The sequence below is a fragment of the Rhodococcus sp. IEGM 1306 genome (assembly GCF_036541985.1).
Taxonomy (GTDB): domain Bacteria; phylum Actinomycetota; class Actinomycetes; order Mycobacteriales; family Mycobacteriaceae; genus Rhodococcus_F; species Rhodococcus_F qingshengii.
On the sequence record NZ_JAZHFF010000001.1, the window covers coordinates 1,197,312 to 1,222,170 of the forward strand.

At 63.4% G+C, this 24,859-nt stretch carries 22 protein-coding genes and 1 tRNA gene; 10 read left to right on the forward strand and 13 right to left on the reverse strand.

What is annotated here, in order from left to right:
- Nucleotides 1-328: 328 nt before the first annotated feature.
- Both V3587_RS05895 and V3587_RS05900 read left to right on the forward strand, forming a co-directional pair.
- Nucleotides 329-784 carry a nitroreductase family deazaflavin-dependent oxidoreductase gene (locus tag V3587_RS05895; RefSeq protein WP_042920867.1) on the forward strand — a complete coding sequence of 152 codons (456 nt, stop codon included), beginning with the start codon at nt 329-331 and terminating at the stop codon, nt 782-784.
- A gap of 59 nt (nt 785-843) precedes the next feature.
- Entirely contained in the window at nt 844-1,563 is a 720-nt protein-coding gene (locus V3587_RS05900; RefSeq protein WP_283376203.1) for an NADPH-dependent F420 reductase, read from the forward strand.
- A gap of 49 nt (nt 1,564-1,612) precedes the next feature.
- Here the strand turns inward: V3587_RS05900 and V3587_RS05905 are convergent, their stop codons facing one another.
- Together V3587_RS05905 and glpX are read right to left on the reverse strand one after the other, a co-directional pair.
- Nucleotides 1,613-3,016 (reverse strand): class II fumarate hydratase, encoded by a 1,404-nt coding sequence (locus tag V3587_RS05905; RefSeq protein WP_003945220.1) that lies wholly within the window; start codon nt 3,014-3,016, stop codon nt 1,613-1,615.
- A 102-nt stretch (nt 3,017-3,118) separates the two neighbouring features.
- The gene (glpX, locus tag V3587_RS05910; RefSeq protein WP_003945202.1) at nt 3,119-4,153 is read right to left on the reverse strand and encodes a class II fructose-bisphosphatase; all 1,035 of its coding nucleotides are present in this window, start codon (nt 4,151-4,153) and stop codon (nt 3,119-3,121) included.
- Nucleotides 4,154-4,333: 180 nt separating this feature from the next.
- Here glpX and V3587_RS05915 point away from each other — a divergent pair, with 180 nt between their 5' ends.
- Entirely contained in the window at nt 4,334-4,903 is a 570-nt protein-coding gene (locus V3587_RS05915; protein ID WP_283376204.1) for a DUF4245 domain-containing protein, read from the forward strand.
- 21 nt (nt 4,904-4,924) lie between these two features.
- Here the strand turns inward: V3587_RS05915 and V3587_RS05920 are convergent, their stop codons facing one another.
- The 3 genes from V3587_RS05920 to V3587_RS05930 are packed head-to-tail and all read right to left on the reverse strand — an operon-like array spanning nt 4,925 to nt 7,001.
- Nucleotides 4,925-5,143 (reverse strand): exodeoxyribonuclease VII small subunit, encoded by a 219-nt coding sequence (locus V3587_RS05920; protein WP_003945276.1) that lies wholly within the window; start codon nt 5,141-5,143, stop codon nt 4,925-4,927.
- Nucleotides 5,140-6,405 (reverse strand): exodeoxyribonuclease VII large subunit, encoded by a 1,266-nt coding sequence (gene xseA, locus V3587_RS05925; RefSeq protein WP_283376205.1) that lies wholly within the window; start codon nt 6,403-6,405, stop codon nt 5,140-5,142. The genes V3587_RS05920 and xseA overlap by 4 nt, the downstream gene beginning before the upstream one ends.
- Entirely contained in the window at nt 6,402-7,001 is a 600-nt protein-coding gene (locus tag V3587_RS05930; protein WP_030244398.1) for a lipid droplet-associated protein, read from the reverse strand. Before V3587_RS05930 ends, xseA begins: the two co-directional genes overlap by 4 nt.
- A gap of 153 nt (nt 7,002-7,154) precedes the next feature.
- On the opposite strand from V3587_RS05930, the gene V3587_RS05935 reads away from it, so the two are divergent.
- Entirely contained in the window at nt 7,155-8,168 is a 1,014-nt protein-coding gene (locus V3587_RS05935; protein ID WP_003945273.1) for a 4-hydroxy-3-methylbut-2-enyl diphosphate reductase, read from the forward strand.
- A 70-nt stretch (nt 8,169-8,238) separates the two neighbouring features.
- On the opposite strand, the gene V3587_RS05940 is transcribed toward V3587_RS05935, so the two are convergent.
- On the reverse strand, nt 8,239-9,195 hold the full coding sequence (locus tag V3587_RS05940) for a DUF6542 domain-containing protein (protein ID WP_042448843.1): 957 nt from the start codon (nt 9,193-9,195) through the stop codon (nt 8,239-8,241).
- Between the two features lie 217 nt (nt 9,196-9,412).
- On the opposite strand from V3587_RS05940, the gene V3587_RS05945 reads away from it, so the two are divergent.
- Together V3587_RS05945 and V3587_RS05950 are read left to right on the forward strand one after the other, a co-directional pair.
- A complete protein-coding gene (locus V3587_RS05945; RefSeq protein ID WP_283376206.1) occupies nt 9,413-10,588 on the forward strand; it encodes an exonuclease SbcCD subunit D in 1,176 nt (391 codons plus the stop codon).
- Nucleotides 10,585-13,563, forward strand: coding sequence for an AAA family ATPase (locus V3587_RS05950; RefSeq protein ID WP_283376207.1), 2,979 nt, complete (start codon nt 10,585-10,587; stop codon nt 13,561-13,563). The genes V3587_RS05945 and V3587_RS05950 overlap by 4 nt, the downstream gene beginning before the upstream one ends.
- Here V3587_RS05950 and V3587_RS05955 read toward each other — a convergent pair whose 3' ends face one another.
- Nucleotides 13,564-14,757: an AI-2E family transporter gene (locus V3587_RS05955; protein ID WP_065455435.1), complete on the reverse strand. Its 1,194-nt coding sequence runs from the start codon at nt 14,755-14,757 to the stop codon at nt 13,564-13,566.
- 152 nt (nt 14,758-14,909) lie between these two features.
- Here V3587_RS05955 and V3587_RS05960 point away from each other — a divergent pair, with 152 nt between their 5' ends.
- Nucleotides 14,910-15,314 (forward strand): hypothetical protein, encoded by a 405-nt coding sequence (locus tag V3587_RS05960; RefSeq protein ID WP_003945253.1) that lies wholly within the window; start codon nt 14,910-14,912, stop codon nt 15,312-15,314.
- Nucleotides 15,315-15,320: 6 nt separating this feature from the next.
- Here the strand turns inward: V3587_RS05960 and V3587_RS05965 are convergent, their stop codons facing one another.
- The 3 genes from V3587_RS05965 to V3587_RS05975 all read right to left on the reverse strand — a co-directional run bounded on the left by V3587_RS05965 (nt 15,321) and on the right by V3587_RS05975 (nt 19,505).
- Nucleotides 15,321-15,530, reverse strand: a complete 210-nt coding sequence (locus V3587_RS05965) for a YbdD/YjiX family protein (RefSeq protein ID WP_003945213.1) — start codon at nt 15,528-15,530, stop codon at nt 15,321-15,323.
- A gap of 2 nt (nt 15,531-15,532) precedes the next feature.
- A complete protein-coding gene (locus V3587_RS05970; RefSeq protein WP_283376208.1) occupies nt 15,533-17,815 on the reverse strand; it encodes a carbon starvation CstA family protein in 2,283 nt (760 codons plus the stop codon).
- A 112-nt stretch (nt 17,816-17,927) separates the two neighbouring features.
- Nucleotides 17,928-19,505, reverse strand: coding sequence for an FMN-binding glutamate synthase family protein (locus V3587_RS05975; RefSeq protein WP_042449196.1), 1,578 nt, complete (start codon nt 19,503-19,505; stop codon nt 17,928-17,930).
- 89 nt (nt 19,506-19,594) lie between these two features.
- Here V3587_RS05975 and V3587_RS05980 point away from each other — a divergent pair, with 89 nt between their 5' ends.
- Both V3587_RS05980 and ychF read left to right on the forward strand, forming a co-directional pair.
- Nucleotides 19,595-20,098 carry a CD225/dispanin family protein gene (locus tag V3587_RS05980; RefSeq protein WP_030536246.1) on the forward strand — a complete coding sequence of 168 codons (504 nt, stop codon included), beginning with the start codon at nt 19,595-19,597 and terminating at the stop codon, nt 20,096-20,098.
- 70 nt (nt 20,099-20,168) lie between these two features.
- On the forward strand, nt 20,169-21,248 hold the full coding sequence (ychF, locus tag V3587_RS05985) for a redox-regulated ATPase YchF (RefSeq protein WP_054188760.1): 1,080 nt from the start codon (nt 20,169-20,171) through the stop codon (nt 21,246-21,248).
- A gap of 18 nt (nt 21,249-21,266) precedes the next feature.
- On the opposite strand, the gene V3587_RS05990 is transcribed toward ychF, so the two are convergent.
- On the reverse strand, nt 21,267-22,229 hold the full coding sequence (locus tag V3587_RS05990; protein WP_065455445.1) for a pseudouridine synthase: 963 nt from the start codon (nt 22,227-22,229) through the stop codon (nt 21,267-21,269).
- A gap of 188 nt (nt 22,230-22,417) precedes the next feature.
- Here V3587_RS05990 and V3587_RS05995 point away from each other — a divergent pair.
- Nucleotides 22,418-22,493: transfer RNA gene (locus tag V3587_RS05995), tRNA-His, on the forward strand.
- A 293-nt stretch (nt 22,494-22,786) separates the two neighbouring features.
- On the opposite strand, the gene V3587_RS06000 is transcribed toward V3587_RS05995, so the two are convergent.
- Both V3587_RS06000 and V3587_RS06005 read right to left on the reverse strand, forming a co-directional pair.
- A complete protein-coding gene (locus tag V3587_RS06000; protein ID WP_175280099.1) occupies nt 22,787-23,884 on the reverse strand; it encodes a glycerophosphodiester phosphodiesterase family protein in 1,098 nt (365 codons plus the stop codon).
- A 62-nt stretch (nt 23,885-23,946) separates the two neighbouring features.
- Nucleotides 23,947-24,789 carry a PE-PPE domain-containing protein gene (locus tag V3587_RS06005; RefSeq protein WP_047270355.1) on the reverse strand — a complete coding sequence of 281 codons (843 nt, stop codon included), beginning with the start codon at nt 24,787-24,789 and terminating at the stop codon, nt 23,947-23,949.
- Nucleotides 24,790-24,859: the final 70 nt, after the last annotated feature.

Sequence of the window (24,859 nt, forward strand, 5' to 3'; positions counted from 1 at the left end):
TGCAATCGCAGTGCTGTTCGAATCATCTGGTGCCGCTGATTCTCTTGGTACTCCCCACTTGCGACGCGCTGCGGCGATCGGACAACGCGTCTGCGGGCCGGTCATGGCAACGAGGCGTCTCGAGGTGTGTTCATCACTGCCTCCCAGTATGTCGATCGGTATAGGAACGAATCTGAGACTAGATGTAACCGACAGACACAGTCAAGTGTTGTGTGCAGGTGGTGGGTATCGATGGAGATTCTTGGTGGCAAAACTCCCCGAACAGTGGTTATATCGTGCGGTATAGAGCTGTTGCTTCGAGCACCAGCTTCGGAGGAGAGGAAACGACATGCCGGTACCGACGTCAGTTGCACGAAAACGAAGAATCGAAGTCGCAGTCGGGAAGTATTTCGCCAATCCGCTGGTCACCGGATTGAATCGGATCGGTTTGATGCCGTCGTTGATGACCGAGATCGAGACGGTTGGACGCCGAACCGGTCTGACCCGCCGAGTGCCCGTTGCGATCACCTACGACGGTGACGAGGCGTGGGTCATTGCGCAGCATGGCACCGGCACGGGGTGGGGTGCCAATATCTCTGCGACGCCGAAGGTTCGGATCCGTCGCCGCGGCGAGTGGGTGGACGGACAGGCCCAGATCATGCCGGACGACGACGTGCCGGCGCGGGTGAAGACATTTGCGTCGGGGAAGATCAGATCGGCGCTGACGGCCTCTGCCTTTCGCGGATTGCAGACCGACCCGGTCAGTGTTCGCATCAAACTCGCACTCGATTCGTCAACCGATTGAATCAACGGGAGTTGAAATGGCCGGTGCGGAATGACCCGGTGCGTTCTCGTCGTTGACGAATGCAGCGGTGGCGCGATCGCCACTCCACACGACGAAGGAGCAGGGTCATGCGCATCGGAATCATCGGAGCCGGTCAGATCGGTGGCACGCTCACACGTAGGCTCGCTGCGCTCGGTCACGACGTGCGCGTCTCGAACTCGCGGACACCGGACACGCTTGCAGAACTGGAAGCCGAGACGGGTGCGAAGGCAGTCCGCAGCACCGAGGCCGCCGAGGGTGCCGAGCTGGTCATCGTGAGCATTCCGCAGAAGAACGTGGTTGATCTACCGGCGGGGATTCTCAGCGGTGCGGTCGCCGGTGCCCCGGTCATCGAGACCAACAACTACTACCCGCAACAGCGTGACGGTCTGATCTCGGCCATCGAGGACGGGCAGACCGAAAGCGGATGGGTGCAGGAGCACCTGGGTGTTCCGGTATTCAAGGCGTTCAACGGAATCTGGTGGAAGCATCTTCTCGAGAAGGGCCTTCCCGAAGGTGCAGAGGGGCGCATTGCGCTACCCATCGCCGGCGACGACGACGCGAACAAGCAGGTCGTCTTCGATCTGATCAATCAGTTGGGCTTCGATCCCGTCGATGCGGGAACGATCGACGATTCCTGGCGTCAGCAGCCGGGAACTCCGTTGTACGGCAAGGACTTCGATCGAGAAGCGACGTTGAAGGCATTGGCCGAGGCGAGCCCCGATCGCACCGACGAGTGGCGGGCAACCGCTGCGGTGTGAGTGCAAGGGTGGCGGTTTCCGAAGTGGAAACCGCCACTCTTTTGTTTGTTCAGTCCTTGACCTTCGCCATCGCCAGAACGTCGAGACGCTTGTCGAGTTCTTCCTCGCTCAGCTTGTCCGGGACGAGTCCGCGCTCGATGACGACCTGACGGATCGTCTTCTTCTCCTTGAGTGCCTGCTTCGCGACGGCTGCGGCTTCCTCGTAACCGATTGCCGAGTTGAGCGGTGTCACGATCGACGGCGACGATTCGGCGAGCGTCTTGAGGTGCTCCTCGTGCGCGACCAGTCCGCTGACGCACTTGTCTGCGAACAGACGAGAGACGTTGGCCAGCAAGGTGAACGACTCCAGCAGGTTGCGGGCCATGACCGGGATGTAGACGTTGAGTTCGAAAGCTCCGGCGGCGCCACCCCACGCGATGGCGGCGTCGTTTCCGATCACCTGAGCCGCAACCTGAGTGGTTGCCTCGGGCAGGACCGGGTTCACCTTTCCGGGCATGATCGAGCTTCCCGGCTGCAGATCAGGGAGTGCGATCTCGCCGAGTCCGGTCAGCGGACCCGATCCCATCCACCGAATGTCGTTGGCAATCTTCGTCAGTGAGACGGCGATGGTCCGCAGCGCGCCCGATGCCTCGACCAGTCCGTCACGCGCGGCCTGCGCTTCGAAGCTGTTCTTCGCCGGAGTCAGCGCGTCGACACCGGTCGACTTGACCAGTTCGGCAACAACTTTGGGGCCGAATCCATCCGGAGCATTGAGACCGGTGCCGACTGCTGTTCCGCCGATCGGCAGCTCGCCGAGGCGGGGGAGTGTTGCGTTGACGCGCTCGATGCCGGCCTCGATCTGACGTGCGTAGCCGCCGAACTCCTGACCGAGCGTGACCGGCACAGCGTCCATCAGATGGGTGCGTCCGGATTTGACGACGGTCTTCCACTCGGTCGCCTTCGTTGCAAGCGCAGCATGCAGATGTTCCAGTGCCGGAACAAGATCGGTGACCGCTGCTTCGGTAGCTGCGACATGCGTGGCGGTGGGGAAGGTGTCGTTGGAGGACTGCGACATGTTGACGTGATCATTGGGATGTACGTCCACACCGGCGGCCTTCGCGATGGATGCGATGACCTCGTTGGCGTTCATGTTCGAACTGGTTCCCGAGCCGGTCTGGAAGACGTCGATGGGGAACTGATCGTCGTGCTTGCCTTCGGCGATCTCGTTCGCGGCGGCGATGATTGCGTCGGCCTTGTCCGCGTCGAGGAGTCCGAGGTCCTTGTTGACCTGCGCACACGCTGCTTTCAGCAGGCCCATTGCGCGGATCTGGGTGCGCTCGAGCGGGCGCCCGCTGATCGGGAAGTTCTCGACTGCACGCTGGGTCTGTGCTCGCCACAGTGCGTCGATGGGCACCCGAACTTCGCCCATGGTGTCGTGTTCGATTCGGAACTGTTGATCGTTGCTCTCCGTCATGGCTCCACATTGCCACTTTTCGAGAGCGGGTAGGGGACTACGTCCCCCCGTGAGCGGTTAAGGAGCGCAGGGACTCCCTAACCGCTCACGGGGCGGAGCCCATCAGAACGTCGGGGGAACCGCGCCCTCTTCGCCGTCGAAATCGACGGAGCTGTACTCGCGCAGCTTCTCGAGACGGTGGTACGCGTCGATCATGCGAACGGTGCCGGACTTGCTACGCATCACGATGGACTGCGTGCTGGCGCCGCCGCCGTAGTAGCGGACGCCGCGCAGGAGGTCACCGTCGGTGACGCCGGTGGCGCAGAAGAAGACGTTCTCGCCCGAGACGAGATCTTCGGTGGACAGGATCCGATCGAGATCGTGACCGGCGTCGATGGCCTTCTGACGCTCTTCGTCGTCGGTGGGGGCCAGCTTGCCCTGCAGCGAACCACCCATGCAGCGCATGGCTGCTGCGGCGATGATGCCCTCTGGCGTTCCGCCGATGCCCACAAGCATGTCGGTGCCGGACTCCGGACGCGCTGCGGCGATCGCGCCGGCAACGTCACCATCGGAGATCAGACGGATACGGGCGCCGGTGTCGCGAACGTCCTGGATCAGCTGGTTGTGACGCGGGCGGTCCAGGATGCAGATCGTGATGTCGGAGACCGACGCCTTCTTGACCTTGGCTACGCGCTTGATGTTCTCGGCGATCGGTGCGCTGATGTCGATGACATCTGCGGCATCCGGCCCGACAGCGATCTTCTCCATGTAGAACACGGCCGACGGATCGAACATCGCGCCGCGCTCGGCAACAGCCAGAACGGAGATCGCGTTGGGCATGCCCTTGGACATCAAGGTGGTGCCGTCGACCGGGTCGACGGCGAAGTCACAGTCGGGGCCGTCGCCGTTTCCGACCTCTTCGCCGTTGAACAGCATCGGCGCTTCGTCCTTCTCGCCTTCACCGATGACGACGATGCCGCGCATCGAGACTGAGGAGACGAGCTGACGCATGGCGTCGACGGCTGCTCCGTCGCCGCCTTCCTTGTCGCCGCGGCCTACCCAGCGGCCGGCAGCCATAGCACCGGCTTCGGTGACTCGGACCAATTCGAGTGCGAGGTTACGGTCCGGGGTCTCACGATGAGTGCTGCTGGCCGTCATGTGCGGTGCCTCCTGGCGCGGTCGCGGTCGACGGGGTGTGTCGACGCAGTGGTTTCTTCAGGCGTCATTGTCCCAGATGGGAGCGGCTACGTGCGCTGTCGGGTCGCCGCAGAGACGTTTTGTCTCGCTCGAGGGGGACCGGGAATCGTATCTACTGCGGAGTACCTGGATACTGGGGGTGTGGCATCGAAGAAACCCCGCATTCTCGAAGACAACAAAGACATGGTCTGGTCTCTCGTACCGTTGGTGCTGTTCTGCATCATCATTGCGGGCATCGCCAGCCAGTGCACGTTCAGTCCTGGCGGCCCGACGCAGGGGCCTATCCCGAGCGTCGACGTGGACGCAGCTCTGAACTACGACGCGAAGGAACTCGGATTTCCCATCCGTAATCCCGGTGTTCCGGACGGGTGGACTCCGAACTCCGGCAGTCGCAAGATCATCTCCGGCGACGGCGGCGGAGATTCGAGCACTGTGGGATTCATCACGACCAGTGGTCGCTACATCCAGCTGACACAGAGCAACGCCGAGGAATTCCCGTTGGTGTCACATGTTGCCGGTGGACAGCGATTCGCGACCGGAGTCGAGACCGTCGGTGCCGATACGTGGAACGTCTTCGGCGGCGAAGGTGTCGAGTCGATCTGGGTCACCGACGTCGGGGATGTTCGCCTCTTGCTCACGGGCGCGGCGACGCCGGAAGAGTTCCGGATTCTTGCCGAGAAGGTCGGCGCAGCGCAGCCGATCTCGCCATAGGATTTGCGGTCGGAGCGGACGTTACTCGTCCGCTTCGGCCAGAGCCTTTTCGACGCGGGCCCTCGCGCCGGCCAAGTGCTCTTCACAGCGCTTGGCCAACGCTTCGCCTCGCTCCCACAGTGAGAGTGACGCGTCGAGGTCCAGACCGCCCTGTTCGAGAATCTTCACGACGCTCACCAGTTCGTCCCGGGCTGCTTCGTAGCCGAGTTCGTTGATGTCGGTGTCGGTGGCGTTGCTCATTTTTCTCTTCCCATCACTGCGGCGCGAACGGCGCCGTCTGCAAGTCGAACTCGAATCTGGGTACCGGGTGGCGCGTCCTCGACCGAGCGCAGAACCTCCGGATCGCCATCGGCGACAACACGTTGCACGACTGCGTACCCGCGGGCCAGCGTCGCGGCGGGGCCCAGCGTGGTGAGCCGGGCGCGCAGATGCTCGATCGTTCGGGACTCGGAGTCGATCAACCGAGTCACATCGCGTCGCCCGGCGGCTTGGAGCCTTTCGACCTCCTCGGCGCGACGGTCCACCGCGAGCAGCGGTGATGCCATGACCGGTCGAGTGCGCAACTGTTCGATCAGATGAGACTCACGCTTGACCCAGCTGCGCAGTGCCGCAGCGCTGCGGTCACGCAGATCCGCAACCAGGGCAGCTTCCGCAACCGCGTCGGGTACAACGCGCTTGGCAGCGTCGGTGGGTGTGGCTGCGCGCAGGTCGGCGACGTGGTCACTGAGCGGGCTGTCCGGCTCGTGTCCGATGGCACTGACGATCGGCGTCGTGCAGGCCACGATGGCGCGGCACAGCGCTTCGTCGGAGAACGGCAGGAGATCCTCGACGCTTCCGCCGCCGCGAGCGAGGATGATGACGTCGACTACCGGGTTGGCGTCGAGTTCCTTCAGCGCTTCGATCATCTGGGGAACAGCAGTCGGGCCCTGAACCGCGGTGTTACGCACTGCGATGGCAACTGCTGGCCAACGACGATGGGCGACTGAGACGACATCCTTCTCGGCCGCACTGGCTCGGCCCGTGATCAGGCCGATCGTGCCGGGCAGAAACGGAAGCGGCCGTTTGAGCCGCGGATCGAACAAGCCCTCGGCGGCGAGCAAGGCGCGCAGTCTCTCGATGCGGGCAAGCAGCTCACCGATACCCACGGCGCGAATCTCGGTGACACGCAACGACACCGTTCCGCGTCCGGTGTAGAACGAGAGCTTGCCGAACATCACGACACGCGAGCCCTCGGTCAACGGCACCGGGGAGTTGTGCAACAACTGCGGTGAGCATGTGATCGACAGCGACATGTCTGCCGACGGATCACGCAGGACGAGAAAGGCCGTTCGGGTGCCGGGGCGTGCATTGATCTGGGTGATCTGACCTTCGACCCAGATGCTGCCGAGCCGATCGATCCAGCCGGCGACCTTGGCGGAAACCGTGCGGACCGGCCACGGCTGCTCAGCACTGCTGGCGCCGGACGATCGCTGCGATGAAGCGGGGGGCGTTGCGGAAGTCACTTTGCCTTGGCTGTGGTGATGCGGTTGGTGAGCATGGTCTGGAACGGTGCGCGGGCGAGCGTTGCATTCTCGTAGTCCAGGACGGCGGTCAGCTCGTCGATGCTGAGCGTCCGGATACGCGCACGGAGCTGTGCGAGTGTGAGGTTGGGGTAGTCGAGTTCGGTGACGATCTCGGGCTCTTCGGCAGGTCCGTCCGTCGTAGCTGCCGCGGATTCGGACTCGGCGCCGGGTGCGGGCTCCTCGATGGGGGCGGTCGGCTCGAGCGAGTAGAGCGCGAAGCGTCCGGCGTTGGTCGGGGTGTCAGCGGTGGTCGCGCCGGTGGTCGACGCCGAGTCTGCGGGAGCGTCGGCGTCTTCGTCGAAGACCGCCCACTCGGGCTGTTCGTCCTCGGAAGACCAGTTGATCAGTGCAAATGCCTGATCGCCCTTGATGGCCAACGAGGTGATCGACTGCTGCACGCGCATGCTTGTCTGCAGCATCTGGCTCACGGCGGTCATCGGCAGGGCGACGGCGGTGGTGGGCAGCTTCTTTGCCTCTTCCATCGCGGTGACGGCGAGTCCCGCGGCAACGCGCGCCACGAACGGTGGTCGGATCATTCCCACAGCTTGCCGCAAAGCTCCGACAATCGGTAGCCGACTTGCCTGTGACGGCCGTACTCGTTTACTTCGGAACCTTCGATCGGATCCCGAAACCGAGGTGTTCACGTTTGCCGGAGTGTCTCACGTTCGAGGTGCCAGTAGGCTGGTCACATGTCTTCGGCTGTTCCTCTCAATCTCGGTATCGCGCACTCGGCTGATTCGCCGTCCACCCGCAAGGGCAGCGCCAAGCGCGTGCTCCTCGCCGAGCCTCGCGGCTACTGCGCCGGCGTCGACCGCGCGGTCGAGACCGTCGAGAAGGCCCTCGAGAAGCACGGCGCACCCATCTACGTGCGTAAGGAGATCGTCCACAATCGCCACGTCGTCGAGACGCTCGAAGATCAGGGCGTGATCTTCGTCGACGAAACCGACGAGGTTCCCGAGGGATCGTTGCTCGTGTTCTCGGCGCACGGTGTGTCGCCGGCCGTCCACGACTCGGCTGCCGAGCGGAACCTGCGCACGATCGACGCGACGTGCCCCCTGGTCACGAAGGTGCACCAGGAAGCGAAGCGATTCGCCCGCGACGATTACGACATTCTGCTCATCGGCCACGAAGGCCACGAGGAGGTCGAGGGCACCGCAGGTGAGGCTCCCGATCACGTCACCATCGTCGACGGCCCGGATTCGGTCGACGCGGTCACGGTTCGTGACGAGTCGAAGGTCATCTGGCTTTCCCAGACCACACTGAGCGTCGACGAGACGATGCAGACCGTCGCGCGCCTGCGTGAGCGCTTCCCCAATCTGCAGGACCCGCCGTCCGACGACATCTGCTACGCCACGCAGAACCGTCAGGTCGCGGTCAAGGCGATGGCTCCCGAGTGCGATCTCGTGATCGTGGTGGGTTCGCGGAACTCGTCCAACTCGGTTCGCCTGGTCGAGGTCGCGCTCGGGGCGGGCGCTGCCGCGTCGTACCTGGTCGACTACGCCCGTGAGGTCGATCTCGCGTGGCTCGAGGGTGTCCAGACAGTCGGCATCACGTCAGGCGCATCGGTACCCGAGGTGCTCGTGCGCGGCGTGATCGAACTTCTTGCCGAGCACGGATACAACGACGTTCAACCCGTCACCACTGCCAACGAGACTCTGGTGTTCGCCCTTCCCCGTGAATTGCGAGCAGCGCGCACGTCCTGAATCAAGAAAATGCGGGGCACCTTCCATCTGGAAGGTGCCCCGCATTTTTTGTGCTACCGGGCGCGTCTGTTCAGGGCTCTTCGCGATCGCGGTACCGAACTCGCGGCGGCGGATACGCGGGAAGATCGACTCCGGGTGGGCGGCGGCGAGGGGGCAGCGGCGGCGATACGTCGTCACCCGAAGCGAAGAAGGGCTCCATCCGCTCCTCACGTCTGGGCGACGGAGTGGGCTCGGGCGCCCGGCGGCGACCGTACGACGGGTAGTCGTCGTCTGCCACGGGCCGACTGTCGGGCTGGGGGCGACGCGTAGGCGGTTGGTGCGTGCGATCGACCCTGGGTGGCTGAGGGCTTCTCCGAGGCGGCAGCGGACGCTCGTCCTGGATCGGCTCGCGCCTGGGGGTGCTTCGGTAGGCGGGCTGCTCGTCCACCTCGGGGGCGCGGCGACGCGGGGGCCCGGGGACGGGCGCGTCCGAGACTCTGCGTCGACGCCCGGTCTCGGGTGCGGGTTGTTCTCGCGTGGCAGCCGCAGAGGAGTCACGAGTGGTGGCCGCCGAGCGGCGGGAGCGGGTCGAGCGCGCGGGCCCGGTGGGGCGCTGATTGAGCAGGAAGTACCGGAAGCCACCGATGATCAGCACGACCACGGTTGCGGCCAACATGATCGGAAAGCGGTTGACCAACGGGTACGCGATGTTGATCGCGATATCGCGCAGCGCGGTGCTGTTGTCCTTGCCGATGAGCGTGTGCCCGATCGGCACCGCAGCGAAGAGCAGCAACGGCGGTTGGGCCATCGCGGTGAAGAGGGCCTTGTTCGAAGCGGCAACCACAGCGAAGAGACAGCCCAGGAAGTAGAACGTCGAGAACACCGCGGTGAGCTCTCCGCCGCCTCCGGTGGCATCGATCAGTACGCCGACGGCGGTCACACCGGCAGCAAGCAGGATCACTCCCCACCAGGGCAGGCCGGGGACGGTCACGATGAGCGATCGCTTGTCCAGCGGTACCCCGGAGCGAGCACGTTGGGTTGCAGACACATAACGACATTAGCGGTTCTTGCGTTGTCGGCCGTGTTTGTGCGGGTCGTGGCTGGCGCATTTATCGACGCGATGGCGCGATGGTTTCGGGTTCTTCGCCAAACGAACCGGACGGATTGTGTGCAGGGTCACCGGACGCTCGTGGGTTGGGGCACACCGACGAAGCCGTCAGCGTGGGAGATCGGCGGTGTCGGTGGGCTGCTCTACCGTCGGATTCATGAAGATTCTGCACACCTCCGATTGGCATATAGGTCGCACCTTTCACGGCGTCGATCTGCTGGCCGATCAGTCGAGTGTGCTCGGTTCCATCGCAGATTCCGTCCGCGAACACGGCGTCGACGTCGTGGTCGTGCCGGGGGACATCTACGACCGCTCGATTCCCAGTTCCGACGCGGTCACCGTGTGCAATCGAGGCTTCGAGGCAATCCGGGCGGCGGGGGCGGTCATCGTCGCGACGTCCGGCAATCACGATTCCGCGGTGCGGCTCGGAGCCGGGGCATCCTTTGCCGCTGCCGGCGGCTTGCACCTGATCACTCGCGTCGGCCAGATCGGTACTCCGGTGATGCTGAGCGATCAGTTCGGTCCTGTCGCCTTTTACGGGATTCCGTACCTCGAGCCGGAGATCACGCGCGTCGAGTTGGACGTGCCCCGGGCTCGTACTCATTCCGACATCCTCGGAGCGGCCATGTCGCGTGTTCGGCGAGATCTCGCCGAACGAACGGCTGCCGACCCCGCGACTCGATCGGTATTGCTCGCCCATGCCTTCGTCGTGGGCGGTGAGGCCTCCGAATCGGAACGCTCCATCTCGGTCGGCGGAGTGGAGACCGTCGCAGTGGGCGAGTTCGACGGCGTCGACTATGTCGCCCTCGGACACCTGCATTCTCCGCAGATGCTCTCGGAGAATGTGCGGTACTCGGGTTCACCGTTGCCGTATTCGTTCGGTGAACGCAGCCACCGTAAGGCGGCGCTGCTGATAGAACTCGACGCAGCCGGCCTGTCGTCGGTGCAGCGACTGGATCTCCCGGTCATTCGGGGGCTGAGCCAGGTGACGGGAACTCTCGAGGAACTACTCGGTGAGTCGAAGTACACCGATTCCGAGCAGTGCTACCTCTCCGCATTGCTTACCGACCCGGTCCGTCCCGTCGATGCCATGAGGCAACTTCAGGCACGTTTCCCGTTTGCCGTTCATCTCGAATGGCAAAGGCCGGAAGGGCAATCGGATCTCAAGTACCGCGATGCGGTACGGGGTCGAACCGACATGGAGATCGCCCGCGGCTTTGTCTCGGCAGTGCGTAGTGACCCGTCCGAGCGTGAGGTAACGTTGATGGCCGAAGCGCTCAGCGCTGCCGCGCGCGCCGAGGAGTCCACGGTAGAACTGAGTGAAACCGCGTGAGGCTGCACAAACTCGAAGTCAGCTCTTTCGGGCCCTTCGCCGACACGGTCGAGGTCGACTTCGACCGTTTGGGTGCAGACGGGCTGTTCCTTCTGCACGGTGACACCGGGGCAGGCAAGACCACGATCCTCGACGCGGTTGCGTTTGCCCTGTACGGGCGGGTGCCGGGTGCGCGCAACGAGGGCAAACGGCTACTGTCCGATCACGCGCCCGCCGGTTCGGTGCCGCGCGTGGAACTCGAAGCGACCATCAGTGGTCGCAGAATCAAACTTGTTCGCAGTCCAGAGTATTCGCGCCCGAAGAAGCGTGGCACCGGTTCGATCACAGAGAATGCAAAGGCCACACTGACGTGGTTGGACGGCCGCGGCGAAAACCTTTCGCGCATCCCTGACATCGGTGACGAGATCAACCGCCTCATGGGCATGAGCGCTGATCAGTTCTTCCAGGTGGTGCTCTTGCCGCAGAGTGAGTTCGCCAAATTCCTGCGTGCCGAGAGCGACGAGCGAGGCAAACTGCTCGAGCGTCTGTTCGACACCAAACGTTTTGTCTCCGTCGAGGCATGGTTCGACGCCAAGCGAAAGGCAAGTGCGACCGCGCTCGCGGCCAGGGAGCAATCCGTGCGGCTGCTGCTCGCGAAGGTCGAGACAGCTGCGGGACTCGAGGTAGGCGCCGAGGCACACCCACTGGAATGGTCGCGCAAACTCCTCGCCGAGGCTCAGGACACCCGCGATGCAAGTCTTGCGGAGCTGGTGACCGCGAAAGATGCAGCAGCCGAGGCTAATCGGGTTCTGTCGGCGGCGCAGCGAACCGCAGATCTGGTCGCTCGCCGTAATCGTGCGACCGCTGAACTCGCAGCATTCGATACGGGCGCCGCCCAAAGAGCTGTGATCGGCGCTGAACTCGAGACCGCCAAGCGCGCACTGCCGGTGGCCGCTGTCGCCGGCGATGTGGACGCTGCCGGCTTGCACCTCGCTGCCGCACTCGAATCGATGACCGCAGCGATGTCGACCTACTCCGCAACGGGCGGTCCGGAGATTTTCGTGCCGGAGGTGTGGCCACCCACCGACGACGAGCGTCAACGCGTCGTAGCTCGGATCCGGACCTGGCGTGACGAGATCGTTCGCCTGGACGCAATGGCGGAGGATGCTCGCAGAGCCGATGCGGCAGAAGCCGAGATCGAGAAACTCGGAGTTCGGCGAGACGCTCTGTCCGAGCGCATCGATGCCATCGCGGTTGAACGCACTCAACTGCCAGAAATGGTGCGCTCGGCCGGCCAACGACTGGAGGATGCGCAACGCGCGCACGCGGCTCTGCCCGGCCTCGAAGCTGCACTGGCCAAAGCATCGGATGCTGCGACAGCGGCTCATGAATTCGTCTCTCTGCGTGCGCAAGCCGAGAAGATTCGTGTGCAGGTGTTGGATGCGCGCGACGCCCATCAGAGTGCTCGCGGGCGCTGGCTCGACCTCGTGCAGAAGCGTATCGAGGGCCTGGCTGCGGAGTTGGCGAGTTCACTCGCGCCCGGTGACCCATGCCAGGTGTGTGGTTCGCGTGAACACCCTGCGCCGGCGCAGTCTGATGTCGTGACGGTCACCGAGCCCGATCTGGAAGTCGCGTCCGCAGCCGAGCGTGCGGCCGAGAAAGCCCTGAGCAAGGTAGTCGACCGCCAGGTAACCGTCGACCGTGACATCGACCGGGTGATCGCCCGCGGCGGGGACGGCGACGTCGCAGAACTCGACAGGCTCCGCGCCGCGGCTCGGAACGCCGTTGACGAGGCGACCCACTCTGCCGGTCAGGTTGGAGGGTTGGCCGACAAGCTCGGGCATCTCAACGAGCGTGACGGCGAGCTGCAACAGGAATCCGCTTCTCTGACGGCCGAATTGGCGGCACTGACCGAGCGTACGACGACTCTGTCGGCCACGGTCGAGCAGATTCGAGCGGCGATCGTCGCTGCGGTGGGAGAAGATTCGACCATCGCTGCTCAGCGCTCGCGGTTCGAGAGGCTTGCCTCCGCTGCCTCGGCGGCGTCTGAGATGCGTGACGACGCCGTTCGTGCGCAGGCGCGATCGGCGGAACTGTCGACCAAACTGGCCGCTGCGGCGGCCGCTGCTGGATTCGATTCGGTCGAGGCTGCGATCGAAGGGGTGAGATCGCCGGCCCGAATCGCAGCGATCGAAACGGAACTCGCCAAAGCACGCGACCTCGAGGTGGCCGCTCGGACGGTCCTCGACGACCCCGAGGTCGTTGCGGTGAGCGAAGTCGAGACAGTCGACGTCGACGGTCCTCGCGAGCGTGCTCTTCAGTGCGCCGAGGTGGTGAACTCGGCTGTTGCAGCTGCTTCCCTGGCCGAGAACCGTGTGTCGGATCTCGAACGGTTCAGCGGACAACTCGAGAAAGCATACGAAGCGGTTGCACCTGAGCGGGAACTGCACGACGAACTCGCTGCCCTCGCCGACGTGATCGCCGGTAAAGGGCAGAACAGTCGCAAGATGTCGCTGAGGGCTTATGTACTCGCGTCGCGGTTGGAAGAGATCGCGGTGTCGGCATCGGTTCGGCTGCAGCGGATGTCCGGGGGCAGATACGAGTTCGTGCACAGTGACGAGGCAGGTTCTCGGGGTCGCCGCGGCGGTCTGGGGCTCGACATCCGGGACGACTTCACGGGTGTCGTTCGCTCGGCGAAGACGCTCTCGGGCGGTGAATCATTCTTGGCGTCATTGTCTTTGGCCCTCGGACTTGCCGATGTGGTTGCGGCGGAGTCCGGCGGAATCGTTCTCGACACGATGTTCATCGACGAAGGATTCGGCACTCTCGACGCCGACACCCTCGACTCGGTGATGGCTGTGTTGGACGAGCTTCGCGACGGTGGACGAGTGGTGGGCATCGTCAGTCACGTGGACGAGATGAGGCAGCGAATCCCGAGTCGCCTGCACGTCATTCGCGGACGTGCAGGCTCCTCGGTGAAGGTGATCGCGGGCTGATCAGGCCTTTTTGTTCTCTACCTCTGACTCGGCGTCGTCGTCTTGATCCTCGAGGATGTCCGACGCATCGCCGGCGGGCATCGGCTCGTTGTCGCTTGCGCGTTCGTCGATCTGCTCGCCGATGTACCGGATGACAACTGCTGCCACAGCGGCGACGGGCACTGCGAGGAAGGCGCCGACGATGCCGTACAGCGAGCTACCGGCGGCCACGGCAAGCAGCACGATGACGGCGTGGAGTTTCATCGACTTGCTCTGCAGCACAGGCTGAAGGACGTTTCCTTCGATCTGCTGAACGGCCAGGATGATGATCAACACGATGATGGCGGTGGTGAGACCGTTGGCCACCAGCGCAACCAACACGGCCAGGGCGCCGGCGACAAAGGCACCGACGATCGGGATGAAGCCACCGATGAACGTGAGAATTGCCAGCACCGGTGCCAGCGGGACCCCGAGTATCAGCAATCCGGCGCCGATGAAGACCGCGTCGATCAGACTCACCAGTGCTTGTGTCCTGATGAATCCGCCGAGCGTGTCCCACATGCGGGTGAGGACCTCTTCGAGATGCCGACCGGCACGGCCGCCGCCGACAGCGTGGAGCCAGGGGATGAACCTCGGTCCGTCCTTGATGAAGAAGAAAGCGAGAATCAGGACCAAACCGAGCGTGACCAACAACGAGCTCGCTGTGCTCACCCCGCTGAAAACGCCTGAAGCGATGGCGGTTCCACTTTCCTGCACCTTGGTGATGACGGCATGGACGGCGTTGTCGATCTGGTCGTCCTTCAGGTTCAGCGGCGGACCCTGGAGCCAGTCCTGAACCTGGTTGATGCCCTCGGTGGTCTTGTTCGCGAGCTCGGGGGCCTGGCTGACCACTGACGGAACGATGCCGGCGATCACACCGGCCAGGATTCCGATCGAGAGCACCAGGGTGATGCCGGCTGCCGCGGCCGGTGGCATACCGCGCTTGATCATGCCGCGGGTCGGCGGCCACATGACTGTCGCAACAACGATAGCCAGAGCCACCGGCAGGATGATGACCCAGAGCTTTTCGATCAGCCAGCCGAAAATCCAGGCGCCCAGCGAAATCGACGCCAACACCAACGACCATTTTGCGAGCCACATACCCCCTTGCCCGATGATCTCGCCGCGGTCGCGCTTGCGCACCACTGCGGACGTCCCCTTGTCTTGCTCGCTCACTGATCGTCCTTTCCGTCGGCGCAGGGATCTCCTCGCCGATGTGCGAATCCGGTGATCTAGCTGAGCTGATCGTAACGACTGCATGCGATAACTCGTGTGTTGCGCTGCAATACTGTGTTTTGAAGCATGCTGATCGGACTAACATTTCCGTCATGAGAATCGCAGCAGCAGTCGGGGCAGCAGCAATCGTCGTTCTCGGGCTCACCGCGTGTAGCACCGAGGATCAGGACAACGCGCAGAACAAGATCAGCGAGGCAGTCACGAGCGGGCAACAGGCGCTCGAGACGGCGAAACAGTCAGCGGGCAACGCCATCGATCAGGGCAAGACGGCGCTGTTCGTCGCCACGTTCCGTGGGGCTTACGCACCGTTGGCGGAGAACCGCGACGACGCAGACATCGAGGAGATCTTGACGACCACGTGTACCGAGGTCGCCAACGGCACGGACGAGGCGGAGGTCAAGACCAAGATCACCGACCTGGCCGAGAACAACGGCAACAAGCCCACCGACGAGCAGGCCGGCCACATTTACGAACTCGCGAAGGCCACCTGCCCCTGACCGGATTCAGCAGCAGCGGGCGCCTGGGTTGGCGTCGGCTGCTGCGTGTCGGCGGCGCCAGAACTCTCGTTCGCTGATCACCGGTGAGTCGGCGTGGTGGCGTCGGGTGTGCTCGACGTAGCGCTGATAGTCGAGATCACCCATCACCGAGCGAACCCACCACAGCGTTCCGCGGAACGCTGTGGTGAGTTTTGCCGTCATGGTCGCCGTCGTCATGGTCAGTGCCCACCTCCGTGTGCGGCGCCGGGCGCCCGGACTTTCCCGGCTTTGATCAGCTCGTCCCATTCTTTCTGGATTTCCTTCTCCGCGGGCGTCGGAATGAAGCTGGCGGGTCCGAAGATTTTCGACGGTTCTTCCGGGGACTCGGTGGTCGGCAGCCCGCCCGCTCGGATTGCCTTGGCACATACGATGATCCCGGCGATGACCACGACGATCACCAGTGACGCGAAGATGATCGACAACGTGCCCTGGATGAAGGTGTTGCGAATGACGGCATCGATGGCCTCCGGAGTCTTCGCGGAACCGTGCGCCGTCTCGCCGGCAGCCTTCGCGTCCTTGAACGCGTTGTGCTGAGCCCAGTACCCGATCGCGGGGTTGTCGGAGAAGATCTTCTGGTACGACGCGGTCATGGTTACGACCAGGTCCCACACCAGCGGCACGCCGGGAATCCAGGCCCATTTGAACAGGCCCTTCTTCATGACGATCGTCATGACCACCGTCAGCGCGATCGCGGCGAGTAGCTGGTTGGCGATGCCGAAGAGCGGGAAGAGTGTGTTGATTCCGCCCAGCGGATCGGTGACACCCATGAGCAGAATCGCGCCCCAGGCAGCGACGACGATCAGCGAGCACAGCCACGCGCCGATGCGCCACGACGGGTCCTTGAACTTCTTTGCCGGACCGCCGAAGTTGCCGAGCGAGTCGGAGAGCATGAATCGAGCGACGCGGGTGCCGGCATCGATCGTGGTGAGGATGAAGAGCGCCTCGAACATGATCGCGAAGTGGTACCAGAACGATTTCAGCGAGTCGCCGCCGAAGACGTCGCTGAGCACTTCGGACATTCCGAACGCGAGCGTCGGGGCGCCGCCGGTTCGCGAGATGATCGATTCTTCGCCGACGGCCTCGGCTGCCTGAGTCAGCACGTCCGGTGTGATGGGGGCAGTGCCGAGGGGCAGATTGTTGACGTATTCGGCTGCGGTTTCCGGTGTTCCACCGGTCAGTGCCGCGGGAGCGTTGAGTGCGAAGTACAGGTGCTGATCGAGGATGCAGGCGGTGACCAGAGCCATGATCGCGACAAACGATTCGGTCAGCATGCCGCCGTACCCGATCATCTTGGTCTGGCTTTCCTTCTCGAGCAGCTTTGGCGTCGTACCGGACGCGATCAGTGCGTGGAAGCCCGAGAGTGCGCCACAGGCAATGGTGATGAACAGGAACGGGAACAGTGAACCGGCAAAGGCCGGGCCTTCGCCGTTGGAGGCGAATGGCGTCACTGCCGGCATGTTCAGAGCGGGTCGTGCGACCAGAATTCCGATGGCCAGCAGCGCGATGGTGCCGACCTTCATGAACGTCGACAGGTAGTCGCGCGGTGCCAGGAGCAGCCAGACTGGCAGCACCGATGCGGCGAATCCGTACGCGATCATCAGCCACGCAATGGTGACCTTCGAGAGTGTGAACCAGTCTGCGCCCCAACCGGTATCGGCAACCCATCCGCCGGAGACGATGGCAAGGAGAAGCAGGACGACGCCGATCAGGGAGACCTCGGAAACCTTGCCCGGCCGCAGATACCGCAGGTACACGCCCATGAACAGCGCGATGGGGATGGTCATCGCGATCGAGAACACTCCCCACGGGGACTCGGCGAGCGCATTGACGACCACAAGTCCGAGCACCGCGATGAGGATGATCATGATGACGAACACGCCGATCAGTGCGGCGACGCCGCCGACAAGGCCGAGTTCTTCGCGGGCCATCTGACCGAGGCTGCGCCCGCGGCGCTTCGACGAGATCCACAGGACCATGAAGTCCTGCACCGCCCCGGCGAACACGACGCCGACGATGATCCAGATCGTTCCCGGAAGATATCCCATCTGCGCGGCCAACACGGGTCCGACCAGGGGGCCGGCACCGGCGATTGCCGCGAAGTGGTGACCGAACAGCACCCGACGGTCGGTCGGCATGTAGTCGGCGCCGTTCTCCATGATCTCGGCGGGAGTGGCGACGTCGTCGCGGGGTTTGACGATCTTGCGTTCGATCAACCGCGCATAGAAGCGGTAGGCAATCAGATAAGTGCAAATTGCGGCCAACACGAACCAGACGGCACTGATGTGTTCACCGCGGACGATCGCAATCATGTACCAGGCGCCCGCGCCGACCAGTCCGAGAACAAGGAAGACGACGCGCGCAGTCGTGGAGATGGGTGTTTTGTCGATGACGCCGACAGGTGGCAGGTCAGGATCGGTTTTCAGGTACTCGACATTTGGTTCCGGCGCAGTCGTCAAGCTCATCGTCGAACTCCGTCCACTAGTGCACGTGTGGCCGCCGTCACAGCGGGCCATCTGTCACTGTAGGACCAGAAGGGTGAATCCGCGCGATCTGAAACGCGGGAGTCGACCGACGTCAGAATCGGTGAGCGTCGGCGTCGATCCAATCGGTGAGCCAGCTCTGCGGCGGGGAGTCGAGCAGTTCGCCCGGCATCAGCCAGTCGAACAGGTCGGCATAGGTGCGAGTGGTGAGACCGTCGACGCGGCGGTTGAGCATTCCCGGTTGCAGTTGGTCGAAGGAATCGATGCCCATCGACGCGATCATCTGTTGCGCGCTGGCGACGGTTGCCTTCTGGAATCGGTAGACGCGCTCGCTCTTGTCGGGGATGTCGAGTGCGCGGGTGCGTGCCGGATCCTGAGTGGCAACGCCGACCGGGCAGCGGTTGGTGTGGCACATCTGGGCCTGAATACAGCCCACTGCGAACATCATTGCGCGGGCCGCCATCGTGAAGTCTGCGCCCTGGATGATGCGTTTGACGATGTCGGAACCGCTCGCCACCTTTCCGGAAGCGCCGACTTTCACGAGAGGGCGCAAACCAGTTCCCACCAGAGCGTTGTGCACCAGCATCAGGCCCTCGGTCAACGGCATGCCCATGTGGTCCTCGAACTCCACCGGACCTGCGCCGGTGCCGCCTTCGGAACCGTCCACGATGATGAAGTCGGGCGTGATACCGCGTTCGATCATCGCCTTGCAGATTCCGAGGAATTCACGACGCGAGCCGACACACAGTTTCATCCCGACCGGCTTGCCTCCAGACAGTTTTCGCAGGGTCGCGATGAAATCGACCAGTTCGACCGGGGTGCTGAACGCGGTGTGCGCGGGTGGCGAAATCACGGTCTGGCCGACGGGTACCCCGCGGGTTTCGGCGATTTCGGGGGAGACCTTGACTCCGGGAAGCACGCCACCCAACCCGGGTTTCGCACCTTGCGAGAGCTTGATCGAAATGGCCTTCACCTGATCGAGTCCGGCACGCTCGGCAAAACGGTCAGGATCGAATCGGCCGTCCTCGGTTCGGCATCCGAAGTATCCCGAGGCGATTTCCCAGATCAGATCGCCGCCGTGTTTGCGGTGATACGGACTGATCGCGCCTTCGCCGGTGTCGTGGGCGAAGCCGCCTTTGGCGGCGCCGGCGTTGAGGGCTTCGATTGCGTTGGCGGACAACGACCCGAAGCTCATCGCGGAGACGTTCAGGAGAGCGATGTCGTACGGCTTCGTGCAATCGCGTCCGCCGAGGCGAACTCGGGGAACGGTGTCGGGGGCGGTCCGTGCGCGAATCGAATGCGTCATGAACTCGTAGCCGATCGCATTGACGTCGCGCTCGGTCCCGAAGGGCTCTTCCGCCAGTGTTCCCTTTGCCCGCTCGTAAACCAGATCTCGCGTTTCGCGATCGAATGGCATTCCATCGGTGGATGATTCGACGAAGTACTGCTGGATCTCCGGTCGAATCTTCTCGAGGAGGAATCGCGCGTGCCCCAGGACCGGATAGTTACGGAGGATGCTGTGGGACTTCTGAGTGAGGTCGTAGGTGCCCATGGCCGCCAGCGCGAGTGTGACGACAGCGATCACCCACCATCCGGGCGAGGCGACAATTGCGAGCGCGGCGGTGCCGAGACCCACTATCCAAATCAAGAGCACGATCAGCATCCGAGTCACCTCGAGAGCGTAGGCGCTCACTGTGACACGGCAGCGGTAAGTCTCCACTAGGTTCTGCGATAGAGAACCGAATCCGACTCTTTGGGGGAATGATGACCGAACCGCAATATCCGACCGACCCGCAGGATCCGAAGGAGCAGCAGTATCCGGCGGGCCAGCAGTATTCAGCCGGTCAGCAATATTCAGCAGGCCAGGAATATCCGACGGGCCAGCAGTACCCGACCGACCCGCAGTACTCAGCCGGACAGCAGTATCCGACCGGTCAGCAGTACAGCGCAGCCCAGCAGTACAGCGCTGCTCCCACGTACGCGGCGCCTCAGTACGGTCCGCCGAAGTCCAACGCGGGATGGGCCGTCGCGTCGATCATCTTCTTCTGGCCTATCGCGTTCGCCGCGTTCAACCATCTCCACGACATCTACCCGAAGTGGGCGATGGGCGATCACCAGGGCGCGCAGTACGCGTCCGAGCGGGTGAAGAAGCTCGGGCAGATTTCGCTCCTGATAGCCGTCATCTGCTGGGTGCTGTTCATCGCGTTCTACGTGATCTTCCTGGTTGCGATCGTGTCGTCCGTCGATTCGTATACCTACAACTGATCACCTGCCGCGACGTGACGGTGGGGCGAGTACCCGTCACGTCGCCGCGAGGCCGTAGAATCCACAGACCGTGAGCCTTACCCTCGGAATCGTCGGACTGCCCAACGTCGGCAAGTCCACCCTTTTCAATGCACTGACCAACAACGACGTGTTGGCAGCGAACTACCCGTTCGCGACCATCGAACCCAACGTCGGTCTGGTCGAGCTGCCCGATCCGCGGCTGCAGAAGCTCGCCGAGATCTTCGGCTCCGAGCGCATCCTCCCCGCGACCGTGTCGTTCGTCGACATTGCCGGCATCGTCAAGGGCGCGTCCGAGGGCGCAGGCCTGGGTAACAAGTTCCTGGCCAACATCCGTGAAGCGGACGCCATCTGCCAGGTAGTTCGCGTCTTCGCCGACGACGACGTCATCCACGTCGACGGCAAGGTCGACCCGGCCTCCGATATCGAGGTCATCGAGACCGAGCTCGTGATCGCCGACATGCAGACTCTCGAGAAGGCTCTCCCGCGTCTGGACAAGGAAGCTCGCAAGAACAAGGAGCTCAAGCCGGCCCACGACGAGGCACTCAAGGCTCAGGCATTCCTCAACGAGGGCACGACGCTCTTCAGCGTCAAGGACAAGCTCGATTTCTCGTTGCTGCGTGAGCTGAGCCTGCTCACCACCAAGCCCTTCCTGTACGTCTTCAACGCCGACGAGTCGGTGCTCACCGACGAGGCGAAGATCGCGGAACTGCGCGCTTCCGTCGCTCCTGCCGACGCCGTGTTCCTCGACGCGAAGGTCGAGCAGGAACTGCTCGAGCTCGACGAGGAAGATCGCCAGGAAATGCTCGACTCCATTGGTCAGACCGAGCCCGGCCTGCACGCTCTCGCGCGCACCGGCTTCCACACTCTCGGGTTGCAGACCTACCTGACGGCTGGTCCGAAGGAAGCTCGCGCCTGGACGATCCACAAGGGTGACACCGCGCCCCAGGCTGCCGGCGTCATTCACACCGACTTCGAGCGTGGCTTCATCAAGGCTGAAATCGTGTCCTTCGACGATCTCGTCGAGGCGGGTTCCATGGCCGCGGCCAAGGCTGCCGGCAAGGTCCGCATGGAGGGCAAGGAATACGTCATGGCCGACGGCGATGTGGTGGAGTTCCGCTTCAACGTCTAAATCCGCGGCTTCTGGTCCTCACCCCACGGGCATCTCGCTGAGCGTCCGACGGGTGACAAACCGCCGCGCTTTCCCCGACAACGGGTCGGTGAATTCGAGTTCCCTCGCGAGCAATTGGAGTGGGAGAGAATGATCGTCCGGGGCGTCGGGAAGCAGGTCGGGGTATCGCCGGTCGCCCAGGATCCCGGCGCCGAGAGCTGCCAGATGCACCCGCAACTGGTGCATCCGTCCGGAGCGCGGACGTAGAACCGTGTGCAGCACAGCACGTCCGGAGGCACTCACGCCCGTCCCTCGTGCCTCGATCATGGTCTCGGAGTTGGGTTCACGGCTGTCGTCGACGACGACTCGCAACTCGCCGCGTCGAGCTTCGATGTGGTTGCGGTAAACGAGAGGGACGTCGAGCGCTGGTGCATCCCGGCCCCGCCGGGTCGGTCGCGCCGACACCGCCTCGTAGACCTTCGTGACCTGACGCTTCTCGAACAGTGACTGGTACGCGCCGCGCGTCGCGGGGCGGGCCGAGAACAACACCACCCCTGCGGTGCCGCGGTCGAGTCGATGGATCGGGGTCAGATCTGGGTTGTCGAGACGAACCCGCAGGCGGATGAGCGCCGACTCACGCAGGTATCGCCCGCTCGGAGTGGTCGGGAGAAAATGTGGCTTGTCGATGACGACGAGATCGTCGTCGGTGTGCAGGATCTCCTCGTGGAACGGCACCGGGTCCTCCGCCGGCAACTCGCGGTAGTACCAGACGAACCGGTGCGCACTGAGTTCTGTGCTCCGGCAGAGCGACTGGCCGTCGATACCCACGAACTCGCCGTCGTCGAACCGCCGATACAGGTTCTCGGCGTCCAGATGGTCGAACTTGGCCACGACGTACTCGGCGATCGTCGCCCACGGCCCCGAGAGCGGGATGCGTAGGCGCGTCGGGCCAACCCCGTTCTTGACGGGCAGCGGTGGAGACATGGACACGCAGGTCATCATTCCATCGACTGCTGGTCAGCGGTGATTCGGTGTGGCCTTGCCGAGGACGTCCCCGCGGGGACGCGGAAACCGAACTCACAGCGGTGGTCGGTGTAGATCGTCTACTCGAAAATCAGTAGCGCGGACGAGATGCGGGCCCGTATGGTTCGGCAGAGAAAGATCGCAGTCGAAAGGCGCTGCGGTCCATACCTTCTGTAGCTCAATTGGTGAGAGCACCCGACTGTGACTCGGGCGACGGCGGATCGTAACCGCCCAGAGGGACCAGCTCAGATACGGAGGTCGGGCCTGTAGGCGCAGAGGCCGGCGGCCCTTTGCCTGCACAGTTGTCGAACGAGCCTGAGCCGGTATTCCCTGAATCGCCGGACAGCATTCCAGTCGCCGGCCATTTCCGCGTCGGCAAGTAGGTATTCGCAGTTGTCCAGTTGGTCCTTCAAAGACATCATCAGAATTCACCTCCGATCACCCGAGCAAGTACCTGTCCAGGATGCGTCCGGTAGGACCCCGGGGACATCGGCCGTAGTACCTGTTCAGGTACCTGCTTCGGTGCGCGGTGGAGGCTACTTCTTGACCGCAGGCGCAGGTAGCGGCATACCGCGCTCGGTCAGGACGGCGCGGAGACGGTCGGGGTAGTCGGTGATAATTCCGTCGACACCGAGGTCGATCAGGGCGTGCATGGTGGCCGGATCATCGACGGTCCACGGGATGACCTTCATGCCACGCGCATGTGCGCTCGCGATCATGTCGGCTGTCGGATAGAGGGTGAAACCGGGATCCCCGACCTTTCCGCCCTGCGGAGTTCCTTGGACGGGGGAGTAGGCGGAGGCACCAAAGGTTGCTACCGCCGCGATGCCGTCGCCACCGAAATCATCGATGTCCAGACCGCCGAGCCACGGCGATGCTCCGTCCTTGCCTACCTGGAGAAAGTCGCCATTGGTGAGCGCGACGACAGGCACACTGGGCGCGAGTTGACGGGTGAGCATGAGTGAGCCCCAGTCGAAGCTCTGAATGGTGACGCTGTCCAACAATCCGGCTGCCCGGATCGTGTCGAGAACAACAGAGACGAACTGCTCACGCGGGGCGGTCTCGTGAGGTGCTCCCGCTTCCACCTTGGTCTCGATATTGAGCTTGATTCCGGGTGCGTTGTACGACTTCACCAGAGCGAGCACTTCTTCGAGTGTCTGCATTTTCGCTCCCGGAACATTTTGCTGCTCAGGGTATCCGGCAAGGGGGAGCGTGCCGCAGTCCATGGTCTTGATCTGCTGCAGGCTCAGCGTGTTGACGAATTTGCCGACGTACGGGAACTCCGGGTCGCCGGTAGTGGCGGGCTCGGTGTCGAGGCATTTCTTGTTCGAGATCTTGCGATCGTGCGTGACGACAGCGATCCCGTCCTCGGTGATCTGGGTATCGAGTTCCAGTGTGCTGACGCCCATTTCGAGGGCATTCGCGAACGCGGCCAGGCTGCTTTCCGTGTACAGGCCGAGCCCGCCGCGGTGGGCTTGGACGTCGAACGTCGAAACCGGCTGGGGCGCTGAACTACCGAACGAACCGGACCAGTCGAGACTGCCGGTTGGCGATGCGGCGGCCGGGGCCGCCAGGGCGGTGAGGGGGAGTGCGACGGTCACGGCGGCGCACGACAATATTCTGCTCAGTTGCATGAAAGGAACGTAGAGGCGTCGAATGGCTCGCCGGGGTTCGTTAGGTAAACTAACGGTAAAGGTCAGGCCGCGTGAATGCGCTGCCCGACGCCGCTCGCGTGGACCTTCATCCACGACGCCAGAAGCTCACACCCGGTCAGTCCGCTCTCGTCGAGAGGTTCGATCGCGTAGCTGATGTGTCTACCGCCGCGAGGGTTCTTGAGCTGAAATCGGTTCAGGTTCAACTTCGTCGGCAGGTAACCAAGTACTTCGAGGAACGCGGTGCGAATGCGTCGTAGATCGGTACGCCACTGTTTGGGGCTGAAACGAGTCTTCTGCGCATTCTGGAAAGCATTGCTACGAAGTAGTTCCCAAACCTTTCCTGCCCACACGCGTGCCTGCGAGAAGGACATCCAGCGCGTCAAGTCTGCGATGTCGCGAATGTAGCTGTCGTCGCTGGCATTACAGATCATGTCCTGCGGGTGCCCGATCCACTTGACCGGAATCCACGGCTGGATATCGGGTCCGTCGCCGGCAACTCCGTGTCCCTCACAACCTTCGATCACGCCTGCCGGTTGTTGAGGATCGGAGATCAGTCCGACTCCGATGATGTTGGCGCGGTTCAGCGTCGGAAGAGCCGAGCGGATCACGGTGCATCCCTGTGAGTATCCGATCAGCATGACCGGGCCGTCTGTCTGTGCGATTTCGGCGGTGAGGGCCTTCACACCCATCGCGGTGCTGTGCCGAAAGCTCAGGCCGCCGTCGGCGACCGGACCGTACGACGCAGGATAAGCGACCCAGCGAGAATCGAATCGACTGTCGAGTTCGTCGGTGACGGCACTGAGGAGTCCGCGCACACGGGCGCCGTGGTCGCCGACGTGGGATTCGCCGGTGCCGCCAACTGCAAGAACGGTTACCTCAGCCATGTCAGCGATCATCCACGTCGATTCTGAGAGGTCTGCATCCAAACCCTGAGAAGAGACTGGCAATCCGTTG

Excerpts from the sequence above, each read along its gene's own strand:
- V3587_RS05930 (WP_030244398.1), bottom strand. The coding sequence starts at position 7,001 with ATGATCCGACCACCGTTCGTGGCGCGCGTTGCCGCGGGACTCGCCGTC.
- V3587_RS05965 (WP_003945213.1), bottom strand. The coding sequence starts at position 15,530 with ATGACGACGGCGACCATGACGGCAAAACTCACCACAGCGTTCCGCGGA.
- V3587_RS05970 (WP_283376208.1), bottom strand. The coding sequence starts at position 17,815 with ATGAGCTTGACGACTGCGCCGGAACCAAATGTCGAGTACCTGAAAACC.
- V3587_RS05935 (WP_003945273.1), top strand. The coding sequence starts at position 7,155 with ATGTCTTCGGCTGTTCCTCTCAATCTCGGTATCGCGCACTCGGCTGAT.
- V3587_RS05895 (WP_042920867.1), top strand. The coding sequence starts at position 329 with ATGCCGGTACCGACGTCAGTTGCACGAAAACGAAGAATCGAAGTCGCA.
- glpX (WP_003945202.1), bottom strand. The coding sequence starts at position 4,153 with ATGACGGCCAGCAGCACTCATCGTGAGACCCCGGACCGTAACCTCGCA.
- V3587_RS05900 (WP_283376203.1), top strand. The coding sequence starts at position 844 with ATGCAGCGGTGGCGCGATCGCCACTCCACACGACGAAGGAGCAGGGTC.
- V3587_RS05920 (WP_003945276.1), bottom strand. The coding sequence starts at position 5,143 with ATGAGCAACGCCACCGACACCGACATCAACGAACTCGGCTACGAAGCA.
- V3587_RS06000 (WP_175280099.1), bottom strand. The coding sequence starts at position 23,884 with ATGCAACTGAGCAGAATATTGTCGTGCGCCGCCGTGACCGTCGCACTC.
- V3587_RS05960 (WP_003945253.1), top strand. The coding sequence starts at position 14,910 with ATGAGAATCGCAGCAGCAGTCGGGGCAGCAGCAATCGTCGTTCTCGGG.
- V3587_RS05990 (WP_065455445.1), bottom strand. The coding sequence starts at position 22,229 with ATGATGACCTGCGTGTCCATGTCTCCACCGCTGCCCGTCAAGAACGGG.
- V3587_RS06005 (WP_047270355.1), bottom strand. The coding sequence starts at position 24,789 with ATGGCTGAGGTAACCGTTCTTGCAGTTGGCGGCACCGGCGAATCCCAC.
- V3587_RS05945 (WP_283376206.1), top strand. The coding sequence starts at position 9,413 with ATGAAGATTCTGCACACCTCCGATTGGCATATAGGTCGCACCTTTCAC.
- V3587_RS05980 (WP_030536246.1), top strand. The coding sequence starts at position 19,595 with ATGATGACCGAACCGCAATATCCGACCGACCCGCAGGATCCGAAGGAG.
- V3587_RS05905 (WP_003945220.1), bottom strand. The coding sequence starts at position 3,016 with ATGACGGAGAGCAACGATCAACAGTTCCGAATCGAACACGACACCATG.